Raw genomic sequence first — 20,419 nt, forward strand, 5'->3', positions numbered from 1 at the left:
CCCGTCAGTCACCCGGGAAGTGGCAGGCCGCCTCTCTGCCCGCGGTGAGCTGGAGGAGGGGGCGGTCGGTGCGGCAGATCTGTTGGGCCTTCGGGCAGCGGGGGTGGAAGGTGCAGCCCGGGGGTGGGGCGGCCGGGCTCGGGGGGTCGCCGAGGAGGACGATGCGCTCGCGGCGGCGTTCCGCGGCCGGGTCGGGGAGGGGGACGGCCGACAGCAGGGCCCGGGTGTAGGGGTGCTGGGGGTTCTCGTAGAGGGAGCGTTTGTCGCCGATCTCGACGATCCTGCCGAGGTACATCACGGCGACCCGGTCGCTGACCCGTTTGACGACGGACAGGTCGTGCGCGATGAACACGTAGGCCAGGCCCAGTTCGGTGCGCAGCCGTTCCAGCAGGTTGACGATCTGGGCCTGTACGGAGACGTCGAGGGCCGAGACCGGCTCGTCGGCGATGACGAGGCGGGGGCTGGTGGCCAGGGAGCGGGCGATGCCGATGCGCTGGGCCTGGCCGCCGGAGAACTCGTGCGGGTAGCGGTCGATGTGCTCGGGGATCAGGCCGACCAGTTCCATCAGCTCGGCCGCCCGGCGGCGGGCGGACGCCGCGCTCCAGCCCTGGACCAGGAGCGGGTCGGAGATGACGCGGGCGACGGTCTGGCGGGGGTTGAGGGAGGAGTGCGGGTCCTGGAAGACCATCTGGATGTTCTTGCGCAGGGGGCGCAGGGCTCCCTGGGAGAGGCGGCTGATGTCCTTGCCTTCAAAGGTGACGCTGCCGGAGGTGGGCTCCAGGAGGCGGACCAGCATGCGGCCCGTGGTGGATTTGCCGCAGCCCGACTCCCCTACCAGGCCGAGGGTCTGACCGGCCGCCAGGTCGAAGGTGACCCCGTCCACGGCGCGCACGGGCGCCCCCCGGCGCCCGGTCGCGGACCGCTTCCCGGGGAAGGTCATGGTGAGGTCCCGTACGGACAGGAGCGGTTCCGTTTCGGTGGCGGTGGTGGTGGTCATCGGGCCGCCTCCTCGACGGTACGGGCGCCGGCGAAGTGGCAGGCCACGGTCCGCCCCGGCGCGTCCCCGTACGCCTCCGGTTCCGGGCGTACGCCGGTGCAGAGTTCGGCGGCGCGCGGGCAGCGCGGGGCGTAGGCGCAGCCCGGGGCCGGGGCGAGGAGGGAGGGCGGGGAGCCGGGGATGGACGGGAGCGGTCGGTCGTCGGGGGTGTCGAGGCGGGGCAGCGAGTCGAGCAGGCCGCGGGTGTAGGGGTGGGCGGGGTCGGCGAACAGGGCGTCGACCTGGGCCTGTTCGGCGGCCCGGCCGCCGTACATGACCAGCACCTCGTGGGCGACGCGGGCGACCACCCCCAGGTCGTGGGTGATCATCACGACGCCGAGGCCGCGCTCCTGCTGGAGCCTGGCGATCAGCTCCAGGATCTGGGCCTGCACGGTGACGTCCAGGGCGGTGGTGGGCTCGTCGGCGATCAGCAGGTCCGGTTCGCAGGCCAGGGCCATGGCGATCATCGCGCGCTGGCGCATGCCGCCGGAGAACTGGTGCGGGTACTCCCCCGCACGGCGGGCCGGCTCCGGGATGCCGACCTCGCCGAGCATGTCGACGGCCCGCTTGCGCGCGGCGGCCCGTCCGGACTTGAAGTGCACCCGGACGTGTTCGGCGACCTGCTCGCCGACCGTGTAGTAGGGGTGGAGGCTGGAGAGCGGGTCCTGGAAGATCATCGCCATCCTGCGGCCGCGGATCGCGGCCAGCTCGCGTTCGGGCAGACCGGTCAGCTCGCGTCCGGCCAGCGCCACCGAGCCGGTGACCTCGGCCGCGCCCCGGTGCAGGCCCATCACGGCCAGCGAGGTGACGGACTTGCCGGAGCCGGACTCGCCGACGATGCCGAGGGTGCGGCCCGCCTCGACGGTGAAGCCGAGCGAGTCGACGGCCCGTACGGGGCCGCGCGGGGTGGTGAAGGTGACGCCCAGATCGCGTACGCGCAGCAGCGGGGCGGCGGTGTGCGGGGTGTTGGTTGCGGCGGCCATCAGTACCTCACCCTCGGGTCGACGACGGCGTACAGGAGGTCGACGACGAGATTGGCGACGACGATGAAGAAGGCGGCGAGCAGGGTGACCCCGAGGACCACGGGCTGGTCCGAGCTGACCAGCGCCCCGTAGAACAGCCGCCCGATGCCGGGGAGTCCGAAGATGGACTCGGTGATCACGGCTCCGGCGAGCAGTCCGCCGAGGTCGATGCCGAAGATGGTGAGGATGGGGGTCATTCCGGAGCGCAGTCCGTGCTTGAGGACGACGGTGCGCTCGGGCATGCCCTTGGCGCGGGCGGTACGGATGTACGGCTCGGCCATCGCCTCGATCATCGAGCCGCGGCTCTGGCGGGCGTACATGGCGGCGTAGAGCAGCGCGAGCGCGGTCCAGGGCAGCAGGAGGTTGGCGGCCCAGCCGAGCGGGTCGTCGGTGAAGGCCTGGTAGGTGGGGTAGGGCAGCAGGCCGGCGATGCGGATGACCCCGTAGATCAGCATCACGGAGGTGAAGTAGACGGGCAGGGAGGCGGCGGCGACCGCGCCGACCATCAGGGCCTTGTCGGTGGCGGTGTCCTTGCGCAGGGCGGCGGTGACCCCGGCGCCCAGGCCGAGGACGAGCCAGAGTACGGCCGCGCCGACGGCGAGGGAGGCGGAGACCGGGAGCCGGTCCATGAGCAGGTCCCAGACGGGCAGGGAGTTCTCGTACGAGTAGCCCAGGCAGGGGAAGCCGCACTCGACGGCGTACGGGCCGCTGCCGAGGGTGCGGCCGGTGAAGATGCCGGTCAGGAAGTCGGCGAACTGCTTCCACAGGGGCTGGTCGAGGCCCAGGTAGGCCCGTACGTCGGCGAGGCGTTCGGCGCTGCAGGTCTTGCCGCAGGCGGCCGCGGCCGGGTCGGAGGGCAGGACGTAGAAGATGAGGAAGGTGACGGCGGCGATGGCGAGGAGCACGCCGGCCAGGGCGAGGAGCCGGCGGGCGAGGTAGAGGATCAACTGCGGCCGCCCCTCGGGTCGAGGATGTCGCGCAGGGCGTCGCCGAGCAGGGTGAAGGCGAGCACGGCGAGGAAGAGGAAGACGCTCGGGATGACGAAGTACATGGGGTCGGTCTCGTAGAAGGCGACGGACTCGGCGATCATCTGGCCCCAGGAGGGGGTGGGCGGGCGGACGCCCACGCCGAGGTAGCTGAGGGCGGCCTCGGTGCTGATCATGCCGGGGATGAGCAGGGTGGTGTAGGCGATGACGGGGCTGGAGACGCCGGGGAGGATGTCGCGGGTCAGGATCCGCCACGAGCTCGAGCCGCCGACGCGGGCGGCGTCCACGTACTCGCGGTGTTTGAGGGAGAGGGTCTGGCCGCGGACGACGCGGGCGACGCCGGGCCAGCCGAAGACCCCGATGACGGCGGTCATGAGGACGATGCGGTTGACGTCCTTGGCCACGGACAGCAGCGCGATCATGAAGATGAGGGACGGGAAGGACATGGTGAGGTCCATCAGCCGGGACAGCACCGTGTCGGTGCGGCCGCCGAAGTAGCCGGCGGCGATCCCGGCGGCGGTGCCCGCGAGCACGACGATGGCGGTGGCGGCGAAGGCGATGAGCAGGGAGACCTGGGCGCCGTGGACGACGCGGGCGAACAGGTCGCGGCCGGTGACGGGTTCGACGCCGAGCCAGTGCTCGGCGCTGATCCCGCCGAAGGAGCCGAGCGGCAGGCCGCCGAGGTACGGGTCGACGGCGGTCTTGTCGAACTCCTCCGGTGACCAGCCGCCGAGCGCGCCCAGCCAGGGGGCGGTGACGGCCATGAGGACGAAGAGCAGGACGAGGCCGAGGCTCACGCGGACGGCGGGACGCCGGCCAAGCTCCCGCCGGGCGAGCTGCCAGGGGCTACTGCCGGTCGCTGCCGCGGGCGGGGCTGGGGAGGCGGTGGGGGCAGGTGCGGTGCCAGGGGCGGGGGCGGCGGCCGGGGCTGGGGCGGCGGCCGAGGGTCGTGTGGTGTCGGTGGTCCGGGGGCCGTCGGGGCCGGGGGCTGGCGCGGCGGCCGGGGGCCGTGTGGTGGCGGTGGTCGGGGGGCCGTCGGGGCCGGGGGCCGGTGCGGCGGCCGGGGCTTGTGGGGTGTCGGTGGTCCGGGGGCCGTCAGGGCCGGGGGCTGCCCGGTTGTTCGGGGTTGGTGGGGTGGTGGTCATGGTGTTCGGGCTCCGTCTTCCTCAGCCCTGGCTCTTCGAGGGGTCCTTGAGGCCGACCGTCGCGTAGTCGATGGTGCCGGTCCACACCGGGTGGCCGTAGGCGCCCGCGATGTTGGGGCCGATGAGCAGCGGCTTGCGCTCCAGCAGGATCGGGACGGAGGGGGACTTCTTCATCAGCTCGGCGTCGAGGTCGATCCAGGCCTGGTTGGCCTGCCGGGCGTCGGCCATGGCGTTGATCTCGTCGATCCGCTTCATGGTCGCGTCGTCGCGGAACTGGCTGTAGTTGCCCTGGTTGCCCTTGTCCTTGATGGTGCGGCCGTCGAAGACGAAGGGGATCCAGGTGGAGCCGGAGGGGTAGTCGGGGCACCAGCCGGTGAGCGTCATGTCGGGGGTGGTGGACAGGTCGCCGATGACGTCGTAGTACGCGCCGGGGTCGACGGTGTCGACGACGACCTCGATGCCGGCCCGGGACAGGCCCTGCTGGATGGCCTCCGCCTTGCCCTTGTCGCCGGTGGAGACGGCCAGGGAGACCTTGAGCGTCTCCTTGCCCGCGGCCTTGAGCAGTTCCTTCGCCTTGGCCGGGTCGCCCGCCGGGGCGATCCGCAGGGTGTCGGCCTGCTTGCCGCCGGACAGCGCCGGGGGCAGGTAGGCGGTGGCGACCTCGTTGAGGGCCGGGCCGCCGCCCGCGGTGATCACGGCTTCCTTGTCGACGGCGTACTGCATGGCCTCGCGGACCTTGGGGTCGTCGAAGGGCGCCCGGGAGTTGTTCAGGTAGAGCATCTCGGTGCAGCCCTGGGACTCGGCGAGCAGCCGCGCCTTGACCTCCGGCTTGGGGAGCACCTTCGGCGCGCTCTCGGGCCGCATATCGGCGTACTGGACGGCGGAGGCGTCCGCGCCCTCGCCGGCGATGATCCGGTCGTCGATCTGGCCGCCCTTGAGGCCCATGACGACCACGAACTTGTCCGGGTAGGCCTTGCGGACCGGGTCGGTCTTGGCGTCCCAGTGCTCGTTGCGGACCAGGACCAGCTTCTTGTCGCGGTCGTACGACTCGATCTTGTACGGGCCGGAGGAGAACGGGCGGGCGTCGTACTGGGTGCCCTTCTCCTGGGCCTGCGGTACGGGCGCGAAGGTGGGCAGGGTGGCGGTGGCGGAGAACTCGGCGACGGGCCGCTTGAGTTCGAAGACGATGGTGCGGTCGTCGGGGGTCTTGACCGAGTCGAGGTGCTGTCCCTGGAGCGGGCCCTTGTAGCCCTCGGTGCCGGCCAGGTACTGGGCGGCGTAGTCGGGGCCGCCGGTGAGGTCGGGGGCGAAGGAGCGCTCGACGTTGTACTTGATGTCCTGGGCCTTGACCGGCGAGCCGTCCTCGTACTTGACGCCTTCCTTGAGGGTGAAGGTCCAGGTGCGGCCGCCGTTGGAGGGGGTGCCCAGGTCGGTGGCGAGGTCGGGGACGAGCTCGCTGCCGGCCTTGCCCGGTTCGGCCTTGAAGGTCACGAGGGTGCGGTAGAGCAGCCGGGTGCCGAAGTCCATGGTCGGCATGACCCAGTTGCGGGCGGGGTCGAGGTGGGCGAAGTCCTGGTTGGACAGGACGGTGAGGGTGCCGCCCTTGACCGGGGTGCCGCCGAGGATCTTGCCGTCGTTGGCGGCCGCGGGGTTCTCGGCGGAGGCGCCGCCCTTGTCCTTCTTCGCGGTGTCGGAGCAGCCCGAGACGCCGAGTGCGAGAGCGGCCACCAGGGCGGTGGCGAGGGCGAGTTGGGTGCGCTTGGTCATGGGTCACTCCAGTGAAGGGCCGCGCTCTATGATGTGACCGGTAACATAGTAATGTGAAATTGCACTGACAAGGGGTTGGTGCCGCCGTTATCCAGCCGTGTCCCAAACGGCCTCGGCGGCGCGTCACCACGACGCCCGGCCCGGCGGGCGGGAACATGCCGGGTGTGATCACACAGGCCAAAGCCATGCAGCGGGACAGGAGTTCACGGCGCCGGGATGCGGGGCGGCCGGACGCGAGACCGCCGGAGCAGGCACGGCCGGAACCCGGGCGGCGGGACTTCCTCACCGCGATGGGAGCGGCGGCGACCTTCGCGCTCGGCTGTCCCGCACGGGCCACCGCCTCCGGCCGGGACGCCGCCACCGCCGTCGATTACGTCGACGTCCAGTTGCTCCGGCTGGGAGTTCGACGCCGCGGCCTTCGCCGACGAGCCGACCATCGAGGCCCTCAACCGGATGGGGCTCCCCCGGCTCCTACCAGCCGGGCCTCGCCACCCTGGACGAGGTCGCCACCGCCGACCACTACGCGGCGCTGCTCAAGAGCCAGGGCGTGGGCGCGATCGTGCTCAGCATGCACGACGGGGCGGTGGCGGGAGGCGACTTCAACAGCGGCGCCAACCCCTCGGGGCCGGCCCTCGACCTCGCGCTGCGGGTCTCGCCGGACATCGACGCGATCGTCACGGGGCACTGGCACACCCGGTTCACCATGATGCTCCCCGACCCGAACGGCGTCCCCCGCCCGTTCGTCGAGGCCGGCTGCTACGGACAGGTCATCAACGAGATCAACCTGCGGCTGGATCCGCTCACCGGCCGGGTGGTGCGGGAGCTGACCGTCTCCACCAACCATCCCAACACCCGTGACATCGCGCCCCATCCCGAGCTGAAGGAGGTCGTCGACTACTGGGCCGGGCAGGCGGCCGAGCGTGACCGGAGCCGCATCGGACGGCAGACCGGCACGGCAACCCGCTCGACCTCGGCCGCAGTTACCGGCTGGCGGCTCCCTCGTACACGCTCCTCGCGAGCGACGGCTACCCGGCGCTGTCCGAGTACCAGGAGCCCTACCGGCACCAGCGCGACTTCGAGAGCTTCGTGGCGTACATCCGCGAGACGGGGGTGCTGAGCCCGCTGCCCGGGGAGCGGGTCACGGGGCGAGCACGAACAGCGCGGCGGCCGAGGTGGGCACCGTGGTGGATCCGCCGGTCCTGCTCCTGCCCGACGGCACGCCCGTGCCGCGCGCGGAGGCGGCGATCATTGCGGCGGACCGGCCGCTCGCTGCCGACGGCGAGGGCCGGCCGCCCTGCTGATCGCCCGCTGACCGCCCTCTGATCGCCCTCTGATCGCCCGCCCGGGGCCTACTGGAGGCCGGAGCCGAGGCCGCCCGGGGTGCGGCCCACCGGTTCGTCGCGGCCCTGGGCCCAGAGGGAGCGGACGTGGCCGAGGTGGCGGACCATGCAGGCCTCGGCCGCCGCGGCGTCGCCGGAGATCATCAGGTCGAGCAGTTCGAGGTGCTCCTCGGCCGAGGACACCAGCTTGCCGGCCTCGTCCAGGCCGGTCAGCCCGTACAGCCGGGAGCGCTTGCGCAGGTCGCCGACCGTCTCGACGAGGCGGTCGTTGCCCGCGAGGCCGAGCAGCGTGAGGTGGAAGCGGCGGTCCGCCTCCAGGTAGCCGATGAGGTTGTGCTCGCGGGCGCTGGTGACGATCTCCTCGGCGATGGGGCGCAGCGCCTCCAGCTGCTCGGCCGTGGCGATCTTCGTGATGCGGCCGATGGTCGGCACCTCGATCATCGTGCGCAGCTCGGTGTACTGGTCGAGGTCGCGCTCGCTGACCTCGGTGATCCGGAAGCCCTTGTTGCGGACCGGCTCGACCAGGCCTTCGCGGGCGAGGTCGAGCATGGCCTCGCGCACCGGCGTGGCCGACACGCCGAGTTCGGCCGCGAGGCCGGGCGCCGAGTAGACGCTTCCGGGGCGCAGCTCACCCGCTATCAGGGCTGCTCGGAGGGCGTGGCCGACCTGGTCGCGGAGCCGTTCCTGAGCCTTGATGAGACTGTGCTGCTTCAGGTCACCCATTGCTTTTCCTCCGAGACGCCCGACACCCGACGAGCAGAGGAACAGCGTACAATGTCACGTTTCTCTGCTGGCCCCAGCCGCCTCGAACAGAGCGGCCGCCACCGCAAGATCTTCCCAGGCCATGCCCACACTCTTGAAGAGCTGTGGACAACCCGGCGTCCCGCCCGCCGGCATCCGGCCCGTGACGAGGTCGGCGAGGGTGCCCGTGATGTGGCCGGGCCCGATAGCCCCCTCGGCCTCCGGGACCAGCAGGTCCCCCGCCTCGCGCAGGGCCGCCGCCCGCGACTCCACGTACACCGCCGCGCGTCGCACGAGGGCGGTGTCCGTCTCCCGGGCCGTCGGCTCGTGCGAGCCGACGGCGACGACCGTGGCCCCGGGACCCGCCAGCCGCCCGTCGAAGAGGGGTTCGCGGGCGGTGGTGCAGCAGATGACGAGATCTGCGCCGGCCACGTCCTGCGCGGTGCCGGTACGGGCGGCCGGGCCCAGGGTGCGGGCGTACGCGGCGAGCTCCCGCGCCCCCTCCGGCCGCCGGGCGACGACCACGACCTCCGCCAACTCCCGCACCGCGAGGGTCGCTTCCAGGTGCCCGTACGCCTGCGGTCCCGAGCCGAAGAGCACCAGCCGCAGCGGCCGCCCGGCCGGTGCCAGGTGGCGCAGCGCCAGCGCGGAGACCGCCGGTGTGCGCAGGGTGGTGAGGGCCGCGCCGTCGAGCAGGGCCAGCGGGCGCAGGGTGGGCCCGTCCAGCAGCAGGTAGGAGCCGGTGATCCGGGGCAGCCCGCGGGCCGGATTGTCCGGTGCGACCCCGGCGATCTTCACCCCGGCGTACGCGGCGGACGCGGCGGGCATCAGCAGCAGTTCCCCGCCGCCGGGTGCGGCAAGCGCCGTGCGCGGCGGGCAGCCCTCCGGATCGAGGCCGCCGCGCAGGGCGTCGGCCAGGGCGTCGGCGGCGGCCGCCGGGGTCAGCAGCCCCGCCATGTCGGCGCCGCTGAACTGCGGGATCCCGCCTCCGGCCGGCGTCCGCGGCGCGGAGGCCCGCGGCCCGGCAGCCCGCGGCAGCGGGCGGCTCCCCGCTCCGGGCCCGCTCACAGCGCGAACCCCGTCCCGAGCGGGTCGTACGGGTCCACCGTGAAGGTGTGCTCGCCGGTGCGGTAGGCGGTGCCGGTGACCTCGGTGACGCCGCCGGCGAGGATCCGCCCGGTGAACACCGTGCCCGTCACCGACTCGTGCAGCAGGTCCTCGCCGGGACCGAGCCGCCCGTCCTCCGCGAGCAGCGCGAGCCGGGTCGAGGTGCCGGAGCCGCAGGGCGAGCGGTCGATCTGCCCGTCGGCGAAGACGGTGACGTTGCGCTGGTGCGGTCCGAACGGAGTGCCGGGGAGCTCCTCGTGGAGGATCACCCCGTAGACCCCGGACAGCAGCGGGCCGTCGGGGTGCCAGGTGGCGGGGTGGGCGGCCAGCGCGGCCCGGATCTCCTGCCCGGCCCGCACCAGGCCGGGCAGCGCGGCCCGGGAGACGTCGAGGCCGAGGTCGCGGGCGGCGACCGAGGCGTAACAGGCCCCGGCGTGCGCGATGTCCACCTCCGCCATGCCGAGGGTGGTCGCCACCGGCACCTTGCGGGCGGCTACCCGGGCCGGGACGTTGCGGAAGGTGACGCCGGTGGTGCGGCCCGCATCGCGGTGCACGGTGGCGGTGACCCGCCCGGACGGCACGTCGATGCGCACGTGGGCGTCCCCGTCGTCCGGGGCGGCGACCCGGCCGGTCTCCACGGCCCAGACGCCGAGGGCCATGGTGCCGTGGCCGCAGGCGGTGGAGTAGCCGTCCTTGTGCCAGAACAGCACCCCGAAGTGGGCCCCGTCGTCATCGGGCGGGACCACGAAACCCCCGTACATCCCGGCGTGCCCGCGCGGCTCCCGCACGAGCATCCGCCGTACGTCGTCCAGCGCGCCCCGGCGCGGCGCGGTCCCGGAGCCCCCCGGACCGATGGCGGTGGCGCAGCGCTCGGCGACGGTGTCCCCGGGGACGGGCGGGATCCCCGCGGTGGCGGCGTCGACGATCCGGAAGGGCTCGCCGGCGGTGTGGTAGTCCGTGGTGCGGACGGTGATCACAGGAGGAAGCCTCCGGGGAAGGGGTCGGCGGGGTCGAGGAAGTACTGGGCGGTGCCCGTGATCCACGCCCGGCCGGTGACGGTGGGGACCACGGCGGGGCGGCCGCCGACGGTGGTCTCGGCGACCAGCCGGCCGGTGAACTCGCTGCCGATGAAGGACTCGTTGACGAAGTCCGTCCCGAGCTCCAGGAGGCCGCGGGCGTGCAGCAGGGCCATGCGCGCGCTGGTGCCCGTACCGCACGGCGAGCGGTCGAACCAGCCGGGGTGGATGGCCATGGCGTGCCGGGAGCGGCGGGCGTCGGAGCCGGGGGCGGCCAGGTAGACGTGTTTGACCCCGGCGATGGAGGGGTCCTCGGGGTGGACGGGGCGGTGCTCGGACGCGTTGACCGCGTCCATGACCGCGAGACCGGCCGCGATCAGGTCGTCCTTGCGGGCGCGGTCGAAGGGCAGGCCGAGGTCGTCGAGTTCGACGAAGGCGTAGAAGTTGCCTCCGTAGGCGAGGTCGTAGGTGACCGTGCCGAAGCCGGGGACCTCGGCCTTCAGGTCGAGGCCGACGCAGAAGGACGGGACGTTGGTGAGGGTGACGGCGGTGGCCGCGCCGTCCTCGACCCGGACGTCGACGCTCACCAGTCCGGCCGGGGTGTCGAGCCGGACGGTGGTGACCGGCTCGACGACGGGCACCAGGCCGGTCTCCACCAGGACGGTGGCGACCCCGATGGTGCCGTGCCCGCACATGGGCAGCAGGCCCGACACCTCGATGTAGAGCACCCCGAAGTCGGCGTCGGGCCGGGTGGGGGGCTGGAGGATGGCTCCGCTCATCGCGGCGTGCCCGCGCGGCTCGTACATGAGCAGGGTCCGTACGTGGTCCATGTGCTCGATGAAGTGCAGCCGTTTCTGCGCCATGGTGGCGCCGGGGATCACCCCGATGCCGCCGGTGATGACGCGGGTGGGCATGCCCTCGGTGTGCGAGTCCACCGCGTGGTAGACGTGTCGCGTGCGCATGGGGTCTCCCCGATCTGTCTAGTTGAGGCCCTCGGCCAGGGCCTTCTCGGTGGCGGCGCGGACGGCGGCCTCGGTGTCGCCGGTGAGCGGGAAGCGGGGCGGGCGGGTGGCTCCGCCGGGGCGGCCCGCCAGGTCCATGGAGAGCTTGATGGCCTGGACGAACTCGGTCTTGGAGTCCCAGCGCAGCAGCGAGTGCAGGGACTTGTAGAGCGGGAGCGCGGTGTCGAGGTCGCCGGCGACGGCGGCGCGGTAGAGGGTGGCGCAGGACTGCGGGAGGGCGTTGGGGTAGCCGGCGATCCAGCCGACGGCGCCGGCGAGGGCGAGTTCGAGGAGGACGTCGTCTGCGCCGATCAGCAGGTCGAGGCCGGGGGCGAGTTCGGCGATCTCGTAGGCGCGGCGCACGTCCCCGCTGAACTCCTTGACGGCGACGACGGATCCGTCGGCGTGCAGGCGGGCCAGCAGGGCGGGGACCAGGTCCACCTTGGTGTCGTACGGGTTGTTGTACGCGACGACGGGCAGCCCGGCGCGGGCGACCTCGGCGTAGTGGGCGCGTACCGTCCGCTCGTCGGCCCGGAAGGCGTTGGGCGGCAGCAGGAGTACGGAGCCGGCCCCGGCCTCGGCGGCCTGCTCGGCCCAGCGGCGGGCTTCGGCGCTGCCGTAGGCGGCGACGCCGGGCATGACGCGGGCGCCTTCGCCCGCGGCCTCGACGGCGGTACGGACGACACGGGCCCGCTCCTCGTCGGTGAGGGTCTGGTACTCGCCGAGGGAGCCGTTGGGGACCACACCGTCGCAGCCGCTCGCGATCAGCCAGGCGACGTGTTCGGCGTAGGCGTCGTAGTCGACGCTCAGGTCCTCGCGCAGCGGGAGCGCGGTGGCGACCATGATTCCGTGCCAGGGGCGGGTGCGGGTGTCCGGGCCGGAGGTCGTGCGGGGCGCGGGGGTGGGCGCGGGCGCGGGGTTGGGCGCGTCGGTCATGAAGAGACTCCCTAGTGTGGTGTGTGACATTTTACTAGCGGGTGTGAGTCGGCCACAAGGGCCGGGGCGGTCCGATCAGCCCGCGTCCGGGGGAAGTTCGGCGAGCAGGCGCAGCGGGACCGGGCAGGACAGCGGCCGCCGGTCGGGGGCCGGGGCCTCGCCGGCGAGGGCGGCCACGGCCGGGCCGCACATCCGGCCCTGGCACCAGCCCATGCCGGCGCGGGTGAGGAGCTTGACCGTACGGGCGTCCCGCGCGCCGAGTTCGCCGGCGGCCTCGCGGATCCGGCCGGCCGGCACCTCCTCGCAGCGGCAGACGACGGCGTCGTCCCGGAGCCAGTCCGTCCAGCCGGGGCCCGGGCGGTGGGCGGCGGCCATCGCGTCGGCGAAGGCGCGGAGGCGGGCGCGGGTGCGGAGGAGTCGGGGGGATGGGGTGGCCAGGGGGGATTGGGCGGATTCGGTGGCCAGGGGGGATTGGGTGGCGGGTGTTTCGGCTGTCGCCGCCGGGGTGCGGGTGGGGCGGCGGCGCAGGGCCTGCGCGATGGAGTGGGCGGCCAGTTCGCCCTCCACCAGGGCCAGTCGGGCCCCGCCGATGCCGCCGGTCTCGCCCGCCGACCAGATGCCGGGGACGGAGGTCCGCTGTTCGGCGTCCAGGTGCAGGGCGACCGTGCCGTCGGGGCCGCGGCGGGTTGCGCAGCCGAGGCCGGTGGCGAGTTCCAGCTGGGGCACCAGGCCGTGGCCCACGGCGAGGGCGTCGCACGGGATCCGGCGGGCGGTGCCGGGCAGCGGGCGCCAGTCGCGGTCGAGGCGGGCGACGGTGACGGCCTCGACGCGGTCGGTGCCGTGGGCCTCGGTGACGGCGTGCCGGGTGAGCAGGCGGACGTGGTGCCTCGCCAGGGCCGCGCCGTGCACCGCGGCCTCGGCGAGCTTGCCGGGGTTGCGCAGCAGCGCCGGGGTCCGGGCGGCGTACGCGGTGTACGCGCCGGCCTCGACGACCGCGGGGACGGCGGCTCCGGCGGCCGCGAGCGACCCGGCCACGGCGAGCAGCAGCGGGCCGCTCCCGGCCACCACCACGCGCTTGCCGGGCAGGACCAGCCCGGCCTTGAGCATGGCCTGGGCCCCGCCGGCCCCGACGACCCCGGGCAGGGTCCAGCCGGGGAAGGGCAGTTGGCGTTCGTACGCGCCGGTGGCGAGGAGCACGGCCTCGGCGTGGACGGTCACGGCCAGGTCGGCTCCGCCGATGGCATGCAGGGTCCAGGGTGTCTCCCGGCCCCGGCCCCGGCCCGGGACCACCGTCCACACGTGGTGGAGCGGGAGGTACGTGATCCGGCCGGCCGACTCGTGGGCGCGCAGGGCGGCTTCGCGGGTGGCGAAGTCGGGCCAGGCGTGGTGCAGGGCCTCGGGACGGGCGGCGCCGAGGCCGGCCGCGGGCTGCCGGTAGAACTGCCCACCGGGCCGCTCCCCCGCGTCGAGCACGACCACCCGCAGCCCGAGCCCGGCGGCGGCAACGGCCGCGGCGAGCCCGGCGGGGCCGGCACCGACGATGGCCAGGTCGACGGGGCCTGGGCCTGCGGCGCCTGGGCCTGCGGCGCTTGGGCCGGCGGGGCCTGGGGCGGCGGGGCTTGGGCCGGCGGGACCTGGGGCGGCGGGGCTTGGCGCGGCGGGGCGGCCTTGCACGGCGGGGCCTAGGCCGGCGGAGCTTGGCGCGGCAGGGCCTGGGTCGGCGGGGCTTGGCACCGCGGGGTCTGGCGCGGCGGGGGCTGGCACGGCGGGACCTGGGCCGGCAGGGCTTGGCGCGGCGGGGCGGCCTGGCACGACGGAGCCTAGGCCGGCGGGGCTTGGCATCGCGGGGTCTGGCGCGGCGGGGCCTGGACCAGCGGGACTTGGGTCGGCGGGGGCGGGACCGGCGGGGTCAGATGGCGAGGTCGGCATGGCCGGTCCCTTCCTGGGTGGTGACGGTGTCGCCCTCGCGGGCGGGGACCAGGCAGGCGCGTTGGTTCGGGCGGCCGTTGACCGTGACGAGGCAGTCGTAGCAGCTGCCGATCCCGCAGAAGGCTCCGCGCGGGGCGCCGCCGTCGCGGGTGGTGCGCCAGGCGAGGATCCCGGCGGACCACAGCACGGCGGCGATGGACTGGCCCGCCTGCGCGGGGAGCTCGCGGCCGTCAAAGTCGATGCAGTACGTGGCCGAAGGGGTGCCGCCGACCAGTGAGCGGGGGGTGCGCATCGGATCCTCCTCGGGGGTGGGGCTGGCGGGATTGGCGGGCGGGCGGGTCGGGCCAGGGTGGTGGTGTCTTGGCCTGGGGTGCGGCGGGGCGGTGTCCCTGGTCAGGGGCTGCGAGTGGGGGGCGGGGGTGGGGTGGGGTGTTGTCCGGGACTCATGATTTATGGCGCCTTGTGCGGGGCTGCGTGGGCGGCGCCTGCTGCCGCGCCAACAAATCACGTTCTACGTCCCGGACAACACCCCACCCCACCCCCACCCCACGCGACCCCGACCGGGCCCCCCAGCGATTGCGGTACGGGGTACGAGGCGCAGCCCAGCATCCGAGCCTCGCCAACGATTGAGGCACAGGACTGAGCAGAGCCCAGGCATCCCAGCCCCGCCGGCGATTGAGGCGCGGGACTGGACAGAGCCCAGGCATCCCAGCCCCGCCGGCGATTGAGGCGCGGGTCTGGGCAGAGCCCAGGCATCCGAGCCCCGCCGGCGGTTGAGGTGGGGGGCTGGGCTGAGGTTTGGGGTGGTCATGGGAAGCGGGAGGGGGTGAAAGGGGTGAGGGGGAGGGCGGGGGTGGTGGACGTCAGGGTTGAGGTGATGAGGAGCGCCGTCGCCGGGGCCAGGCCGATGCCCGCGCCCTCGTGGCCACAGGCGTGGAGAAGGCCCGGCCGCCGCGGGTCGGGGCCGATCGCCGGGAGGTGGTCCGGCAGGTAGGGGCGGAAGCCGTGGTAGGTGCGCAGGACCCGCACGTCCGCCAGGACGGGGAACAGGGCCGCGGCCTGGGCGGCGAGGCGCCGCAGGGCCTCGGTGGACAGGGTGCGGTCGAAGCCGACGCGTTCGCGGGTGGCCCCGATCAGGACCGGGCCCGCCGGGGTGCCCTCGACCACGGCCGAGGACTGCAGGGCCGCGGAGCCGCTCGCGACATCCGCGATGTAGTCGGCGGCGTAGACCTTGTGCCGCACCACCCTCGGCAGCGGCTCGGTCACCAGGACGAAGCCGCGCCGCGGCAGGACGGGCAGGTGCACGCCCGCGAGTTCGGCCACGGCTCCGGCCCAGGTGCCCGCCGCGTTCACCACGGCGGGCGCCAGGAGTTCGCGGCGTGCGGTGCGGACCCCGCGGACCGTGTCCCCGGAGCGCACGAAGCCCGTCACCTCCTCGCCGAGGTGGACCTCGGCGCCCGACGCGGCCAGCAGCCGGGCCGCGGCATGGGCGGGCTGCACCTGGGCGTCCTGCGGGTAGAGGAATCCTCCCGCGAGGCCTCGTGCCAGATGGGGTTCCAGGTCGCGCAGGTCGTCGGGGTCCGCCTCGACCGGGTCGACCCCGGCCTTGCGCTGGCCTTCGGCGAAGGTCCGCAGGGCGTCGAGCGAAGCCTGGTCCGGGGCGACGACGAGCCCGCCCTTGGCCTCGTACTCGATCTCCCGCGGAAGGACGGCCGCCAGTTCGCGCCAGAGCCCGGCGGACAGCAGGGCGAGGTCGAGCTCGGGGCCCGGCTCCTTGTCGGAGACGAGCAGGTTGCCTTCGCCGGCGCCCGTCGTGCCGCCCGCGACCGGGCCGCGGTCGACCACGGCCACGGAGAGTCCGGCGCGGGCCGCGTAGTACGCGCACGCCGCCCCGACGACGCCGGCGCCGATGATGACGGCGTCCAGGGAGTGTCTCTTGAGCACGACAGTAATATGTCACATTCTTTAGTGGCTGCCCAGACCGGCCCCACGAGGGGGCCGGCCCGGTACGGATCAGCTGCGGAGCGGGCCCTCGCAGCTGTAACCCGACGTCCCCGCCGTCTTGTTCGACCAGATCTCCACCGGGCCGAAGGAGCAGTTCATGTCGGCCAGGTTGTTGGAGGCCGCGCCGGCCCGGTCGAGGATGAAGTAGTCGACCGTCTCCGACATGTCCTTGAAGTTCTGGTCCTCGCTGCGCCAGTTCTTCAGGTTCGCGGTGATCCGCCCGGTGCAGGTGAAGCGGCGCTTGCCGGGGTCGCCGTTCTCCACGCAGTCCGGGGTGTTGTACGTGGCCGTGGCGAACGAGGACTTCACCGAGGCCAGCGCCGCGTCGCGCAGCTGGTCGTTGGGGGTGAAGGAGGTGTTGGGGACGAAGAGCTGGCCCACCTTGGCGATCTGCGCGTTCAGGAAGCGGTCGTAGTCGCGCTGGAGGTAGGTGTCGGCGCCCAGCCGGTGGCGCCACTCGTCGTACGCCGCCACGTCGTTGGCCCGCAGGTGGGTGTACATCTCGCGCAGCAGCGAGGGCTTCTCGGTCCACAGGAACTCGAAGAACGTGCCCGCGTAGCTGTAGAAGCGGAAGCCGTCGCCCTCGTAGGTGGCGTTCAGCAGCTGCTCGACGGTCATCCGCGGACCGCCGTTCGCGGTGTCGCTGATGATGCTCTTGACCAGGGACTTGCGGACGGCGATGCCGTTGTCGCGGGTGGCGCCGTCGAAGAACTCGGCCGTGCCCTCGTCCATGGCGGTCGTACGGTCGCCCTCGTACCAGGGGCCTTCGCCGAAGAAGCCGGGGACGGCGAAGCGGCCGTTGAGGTAGTGGGTGTACTCGTGGCGGAAGAGCTCCTCGAGGGTGAGGGAGGAGTCCTGGGGGACGCGGCGCTGGTAGGTGTAGAAGGTGGCGCCGTTCTCGATGTAGATGCCGCCGTTGTTGGTGTCGTAGCCCGTCAGGATCGGGTGGTAGTTCTCGTAGTCGGCGCGGGAGCCGTACAGCACGATGTTCAGCGTGGTGTTGGGGTCGCCGGCCAGCGGCTGGTCGGTGCCGAGCACGCGGTGGAACTGGGACTTGACCTGCTTGCTCGCGTAGTAGAGCTGGTCGACGGTGGCCCGGTCGAGGCCGGTGCGGACCTTGATGGCGCCGTTGTCGTAGACGAAGGTGTTCGGGAAGATCTGCTTCTCGATGTCCTCCTTGCACACCCCGTACGGCTTGCACGCCTCGTAGAAGTTGAGCCAGGACACGACCTTGGCCCACGGCTCGGTGCCGAGCCCGGTCTTCACCGGCTCCAGCATCGCGCCGAGGTCGGCGACGACCTGCCCGCGCAGACCCTCGACCTGGCCGAACCGGGCGTACTCGCTGAGGGCGTCGCGCGCCACCCAGGCGTTGCCGGTGCCCTTGAGGTGGGTGTGGCCCGCGAAGGCCTTGAAGGCGGCGCGGTAGGAGGCGTCGCCCGCCACGGCGGCATGGAAGGCGGTGTCCTGGTTGCCCGGGTAGACGCCGAGGTAGTTGACGGAGAGGGCGGCGAGGGCGGCGCCCGCCCAGCCGGCGTCGAGGTGGGTGGCCGGGTGGGCCGGGTCCATGGTGGCCAGGACCCTGGTGATGAGGCCGAGCTGGTGCTGGCGCAGGCCGGGCGCGCTGGCCGCGTAGAGGGCCTCGCGCAGGGTGCGGGCGTTGGAGGCGGTCACCTCGAAGGTGCGGGCAGCGTTGCCGAAGTCGGCGATGGCCTGGCGCATGGCGCCCACGGTGGGCGCGTCGGTGACGTCGATCTCGGAGCGCGAGTAGTCGTGGTAGGCGACCGCGTGCAGGTAGGTGAACATCTCCTCCAGGTGGGAGGAGTTGCGGCCGTCGTGGGCGGCGGCCAGGGCGGATATCCGGCGCGAGACGGCCTGGACGTGCGCATCGGACATCACCGGGGCCAGCCGGGCGTCCCAGGTCCAGATCAGGCCGCGCAGACAGCCGTCGGCGAGGACGGCCTGGTCGGCGAGGAAGTCGGCGAACTGCTCCGGGGTGAGGCCGGTGATCCCGTCAAGGGTGCAGGGCACGCCCGCCGCGACTCCGCGGGCGACGGGGGCCGCCTGGGCGGCCGCCGTGCGGCTCTTCTCCGTGCGCTCGGCGGGCGCGGCGGCGGCCGTGGCCGCGCCGGGTACCTGCCCGGTGATGGCCTGCCCGCCGGGGGCCGGGGCGGGGGCGGGGGTCATCTCGGTCGCGTTGGCGAGGTGGTCGACCTCGTCGAAGGGGTTCGCCGCGGGTGCCGGGGCGGCCTGGGTCCCCTGGGTTCCCTGGGTCGTCTGGTTCACCTGGTTCGCCTGGTTCGCCTGGGCGCCGGCGAAGGTGGCCGGGACGGGGGCCTCCGCGGCCTGTGTGGTGGCCTGCCCGGCGGAGGCGAGGAGGGTCACGGCGACGGCGGAGGCGAGGAGGGACGAGCGCACAGCTCTGTGCATGGACACCGAGAACTCCTGGTGGGAGAGGCTGAGGTGGGGGGTGGTGCGGTGAACGGCCCTGCGTCACACGGCGTTTGACGGGGATTAACGTGCCGCGGTGTGAGCTGTAACATAGTAATGTGAAATTGCACTGACAAGACCTGTGCGACCACCAGTTCGCACCTTCTTGAGGGAGCCCCCGTGACCGACACTCCGCCCCGCCTCCACACAGGCAGCCACGACCTGCCGGTATCCCCGGAGCTGTCCCGCTTCATGGCGGACGGATGGTCCGCTTCCCCGCTGTCCGGGACCGACCGCGTCCCCGGCCACGCCGTCACCCCGGCCCGCCGGGCCCGCCTCTCGGCCCGCTTTCCGGGCGAGCGGCTGGTCATCCCGGCCGGCGGGCTGAAGGTCCGCTCCAACGACTGCGACTACCGCTTCCGCCCGCACAGCGCGTACGCCTGGCTGACGGGCCTGACGGGCGAGGACCAGGCGGGCCACGTCCTGGTGCTGGAGCCCTCCGGGCCGCACGCGCACGAGGCCGTGCTGTACCTGCGGCCGCGCTCGCCGCGGGCGGACGGGAACGAGGAGTTCTTCCGCGACCGCCGGTACGGGGAGTTCTGGGTGGGCCGCCGCCCCGACCTGGCGGAGGCGGAACGCCTCACCGGCATCCGCTGCGCACACCTGGACCTGCTGGGCCGCCCGGCCGGCCGCGACGCGTCCACCGACCCCGAACTGGCCGCCGCCCTCGCGGAGTTGCGGCTGGTCAAGGACGCGTGGGAGGTCGAACAGCTCCAGCTGGCGGTCGACCACACCACGGCGGGCTTCGAGGACGTCGTACGGGCACTGCCGCGGGCCCTGGCCCACCCGCGCGGGGAGCGGTGGATCGAGGGGGTGTTCAACCTGCGCGCCCGCGCGGAGGGCAACGGCACCGGCTACGAGACGATCGCGGCGGCGGGCGCGCACGCGTGCACGCTGCACTGGATCCGCAACGACGGCCGGCTCGACGGGAACGAACTGCTGCTCCTGGACGCGGGCGTGGAGACGGACACCCTGTACACGGCGGACATCACCCGCACCCTGCCGCTGTCGGGCCGTTTCACCTCCGTCCAGCGGCAGGTGTACGAACTCGTCCTGGCCGCGCAGGAGGCGGGCATGGCCGCGCTGCGCCCCGGGGCGAGCTTCGGGGACTTCCACCGGGCCGGGATGCGGGTGATCGCGGAGGGCCTGGCGGAGTGGGGGGTCCTGAAGGACGCGCGGGGCGACCTGCACCGGCGGTACACGCTGTGCAGCAGCGGGCACATGCTGGGGCTGGACGTCCACGACTGCGCGAAGGCGCGGGCGGAGACGTACCTGGGCGGGGTCCTGGAGGAGGGCCAGGTCCTCACGGTGGAACCGGGCCTGTACCTCCAGCCGGACGACGAGACCCTGCCGCCCGAGCTGCGCGGGATCGGGGTGCGCATCGAGGACGACCTGGTCATCACGGCGGACGGGGCGCGCCTGATGTCGGGGGCGCTGCCGCGCACGGTGGCGGGGATCGAGGAGTGGATGGGCCGGCTGCTGGCCTAGCGGCCCTTGCCCGGCGCGGGCCGGGCCGCCCGCCTCTGCGGCGGTCCGGCCCGTGCGGGCTCTCCGGAGCCTCTCGTCCTCCCTCGTGCGTCCCGTCGTGCGTCCCGTCATGAGGACCGATCAAGGACGGGGCGGGGAGATCGCCTTCTAGCGTCGGCCGGTATGACACGGATCTTCGTCGGCCGGAGGGAATGCGATGGGTAGGACACTCGCGGAGAAGGTCTGGGACGATCATGTCGTCCGGCGCGCGGAGGGCGAGCCCGATCTCCTCTTCATCGATCTGCACCTGCTGCACGAGGTGACCAGCCCGCAGGCCTTCGAGGGTCTGCGTCAGGCCGGCCGCAAGGTCCGACGCCTCGACCTCACCATCGCGACCGAGGACCACAACACCCCCACCCTCGACATCGACAAGCC

At 73.5% G+C, this 20,419-nt stretch carries 17 protein-coding genes; 3 read left to right on the forward strand and 14 right to left on the reverse strand.

What is annotated here, in order from left to right; translation table 11 throughout:
* Positions 1-4: 4 nt before the first annotated feature.
* From ACFWP3_RS24190 to ACFWP3_RS24210, 5 genes are read right to left on the reverse strand one after another with little or no spacing between them, the layout of a single operon-like run.
* Positions 5-997: an ABC transporter ATP-binding protein gene (locus tag ACFWP3_RS24190; protein ID WP_384224653.1), complete on the reverse strand. Its 993-nt coding sequence runs from the start codon at positions 995-997 to the stop codon at positions 5-7.
* Positions 994-2,019, reverse strand: coding sequence for an ABC transporter ATP-binding protein (locus tag ACFWP3_RS24195; RefSeq protein ID WP_384224655.1), 1,026 nt, complete (start codon positions 2,017-2,019; stop codon positions 994-996). The genes ACFWP3_RS24190 and ACFWP3_RS24195 overlap by 4 nt, the downstream gene beginning before the upstream one ends.
* Complete coding sequence (locus ACFWP3_RS24200) at positions 2,019-3,005, reverse strand: ABC transporter permease (protein ID WP_384224658.1); 987 nt, start codon at positions 3,003-3,005, stop codon at positions 2,019-2,021. The genes ACFWP3_RS24195 and ACFWP3_RS24200 overlap by 1 nt, the downstream gene beginning before the upstream one ends.
* Positions 3,002-4,189 carry an ABC transporter permease gene (locus tag ACFWP3_RS24205; RefSeq protein ID WP_384224660.1) on the reverse strand — a complete coding sequence of 396 codons (1,188 nt, stop codon included), beginning with the start codon at positions 4,187-4,189 and terminating at the stop codon, positions 3,002-3,004. The genes ACFWP3_RS24200 and ACFWP3_RS24205 overlap by 4 nt, the downstream gene beginning before the upstream one ends.
* 21 nt (positions 4,190-4,210) lie before the next feature.
* On the reverse strand, positions 4,211-5,956 hold the full coding sequence (locus ACFWP3_RS24210) for an ABC transporter substrate-binding protein (RefSeq protein ID WP_384224663.1): 1,746 nt from the start codon (positions 5,954-5,956) through the stop codon (positions 4,211-4,213).
* 547 nt (positions 5,957-6,503) lie between these two features.
* Between ACFWP3_RS24210 and ACFWP3_RS24215 the strand changes: the two genes are divergently transcribed.
* On the forward strand, positions 6,504-7,073 hold the full coding sequence (locus tag ACFWP3_RS24215) for a hypothetical protein (protein WP_384224665.1): 570 nt from the start codon (positions 6,504-6,506) through the stop codon (positions 7,071-7,073).
* 232 nt (positions 7,074-7,305) lie between these two features.
* Here the strand turns inward: ACFWP3_RS24215 and ACFWP3_RS24220 are convergent, their stop codons facing one another.
* From ACFWP3_RS24220 to ACFWP3_RS24260, 9 genes are all read right to left on the reverse strand, one after another.
* Positions 7,306-8,019: a GntR family transcriptional regulator gene (locus ACFWP3_RS24220; RefSeq protein ID WP_384224668.1), complete on the reverse strand. Its 714-nt coding sequence runs from the start codon at positions 8,017-8,019 to the stop codon at positions 7,306-7,308.
* A 54-nt stretch (positions 8,020-8,073) separates the two neighbouring features.
* The gene (locus ACFWP3_RS24225; RefSeq protein WP_384224696.1) at positions 8,074-8,994 is read right to left on the reverse strand and encodes an ornithine cyclodeaminase family protein; all 921 of its coding nucleotides are present in this window, start codon (positions 8,992-8,994) and stop codon (positions 8,074-8,076) included.
* 107 nt (positions 8,995-9,101) lie between these two features.
* Positions 9,102-10,121: a proline racemase family protein gene (locus ACFWP3_RS24230; protein ID WP_384224671.1), complete on the reverse strand. Its 1,020-nt coding sequence runs from the start codon at positions 10,119-10,121 to the stop codon at positions 9,102-9,104.
* Positions 10,118-11,122, reverse strand: coding sequence for a proline racemase family protein (locus ACFWP3_RS24235; RefSeq protein WP_384224674.1), 1,005 nt, complete (start codon positions 11,120-11,122; stop codon positions 10,118-10,120). Before ACFWP3_RS24235 ends, ACFWP3_RS24230 begins: the two co-directional genes overlap by 4 nt.
* 18 nt (positions 11,123-11,140) lie before the next feature.
* Positions 11,141-12,004, reverse strand: coding sequence for a dihydrodipicolinate synthase family protein (locus ACFWP3_RS24240; protein ID WP_384224699.1), 864 nt, complete (start codon positions 12,002-12,004; stop codon positions 11,141-11,143).
* Between the two features lie 168 nt (positions 12,005-12,172).
* Positions 12,173-13,645, reverse strand: coding sequence for an FAD-dependent oxidoreductase (locus tag ACFWP3_RS24245; protein WP_384224702.1), 1,473 nt, complete (start codon positions 13,643-13,645; stop codon positions 12,173-12,175).
* A 361-nt stretch (positions 13,646-14,006) separates the two neighbouring features.
* Complete coding sequence (locus ACFWP3_RS24250) at positions 14,007-14,318, reverse strand: (2Fe-2S)-binding protein (RefSeq protein ID WP_384224677.1); 312 nt, start codon at positions 14,316-14,318, stop codon at positions 14,007-14,009.
* A gap of 515 nt (positions 14,319-14,833) precedes the next feature.
* Positions 14,834-15,970, reverse strand: coding sequence for an NAD(P)/FAD-dependent oxidoreductase (locus tag ACFWP3_RS24255; protein ID WP_384224680.1), 1,137 nt, complete (start codon positions 15,968-15,970; stop codon positions 14,834-14,836).
* A 69-nt stretch (positions 15,971-16,039) separates the two neighbouring features.
* Positions 16,040-18,463, reverse strand: coding sequence for a collagenase (locus tag ACFWP3_RS24260; protein ID WP_384224683.1), 2,424 nt, complete (start codon positions 18,461-18,463; stop codon positions 16,040-16,042).
* A gap of 174 nt (positions 18,464-18,637) precedes the next feature.
* On the opposite strand from ACFWP3_RS24260, the gene ACFWP3_RS24265 reads away from it, so the two are divergent.
* Both ACFWP3_RS24265 and ACFWP3_RS24270 read left to right on the forward strand, forming a co-directional pair.
* The gene (locus tag ACFWP3_RS24265) at positions 18,638-20,005 is read left to right on the forward strand and encodes an aminopeptidase P family protein (protein WP_384224685.1); all 1,368 of its coding nucleotides are present in this window, start codon (positions 18,638-18,640) and stop codon (positions 20,003-20,005) included.
* Between the two features lie 196 nt (positions 20,006-20,201).
* Positions 20,202-20,419: aconitase family protein (locus ACFWP3_RS24270; protein WP_384224688.1), on the forward strand; the 218-nt coding region annotated here is incomplete at its 3' end.

Origin of the sequence: Streptomyces sp. NPDC058525, from assembly GCF_042719495.1 — a bacterium.
Taxonomy (GTDB): domain Bacteria; phylum Actinomycetota; class Actinomycetes; order Streptomycetales; family Streptomycetaceae; genus Streptomyces.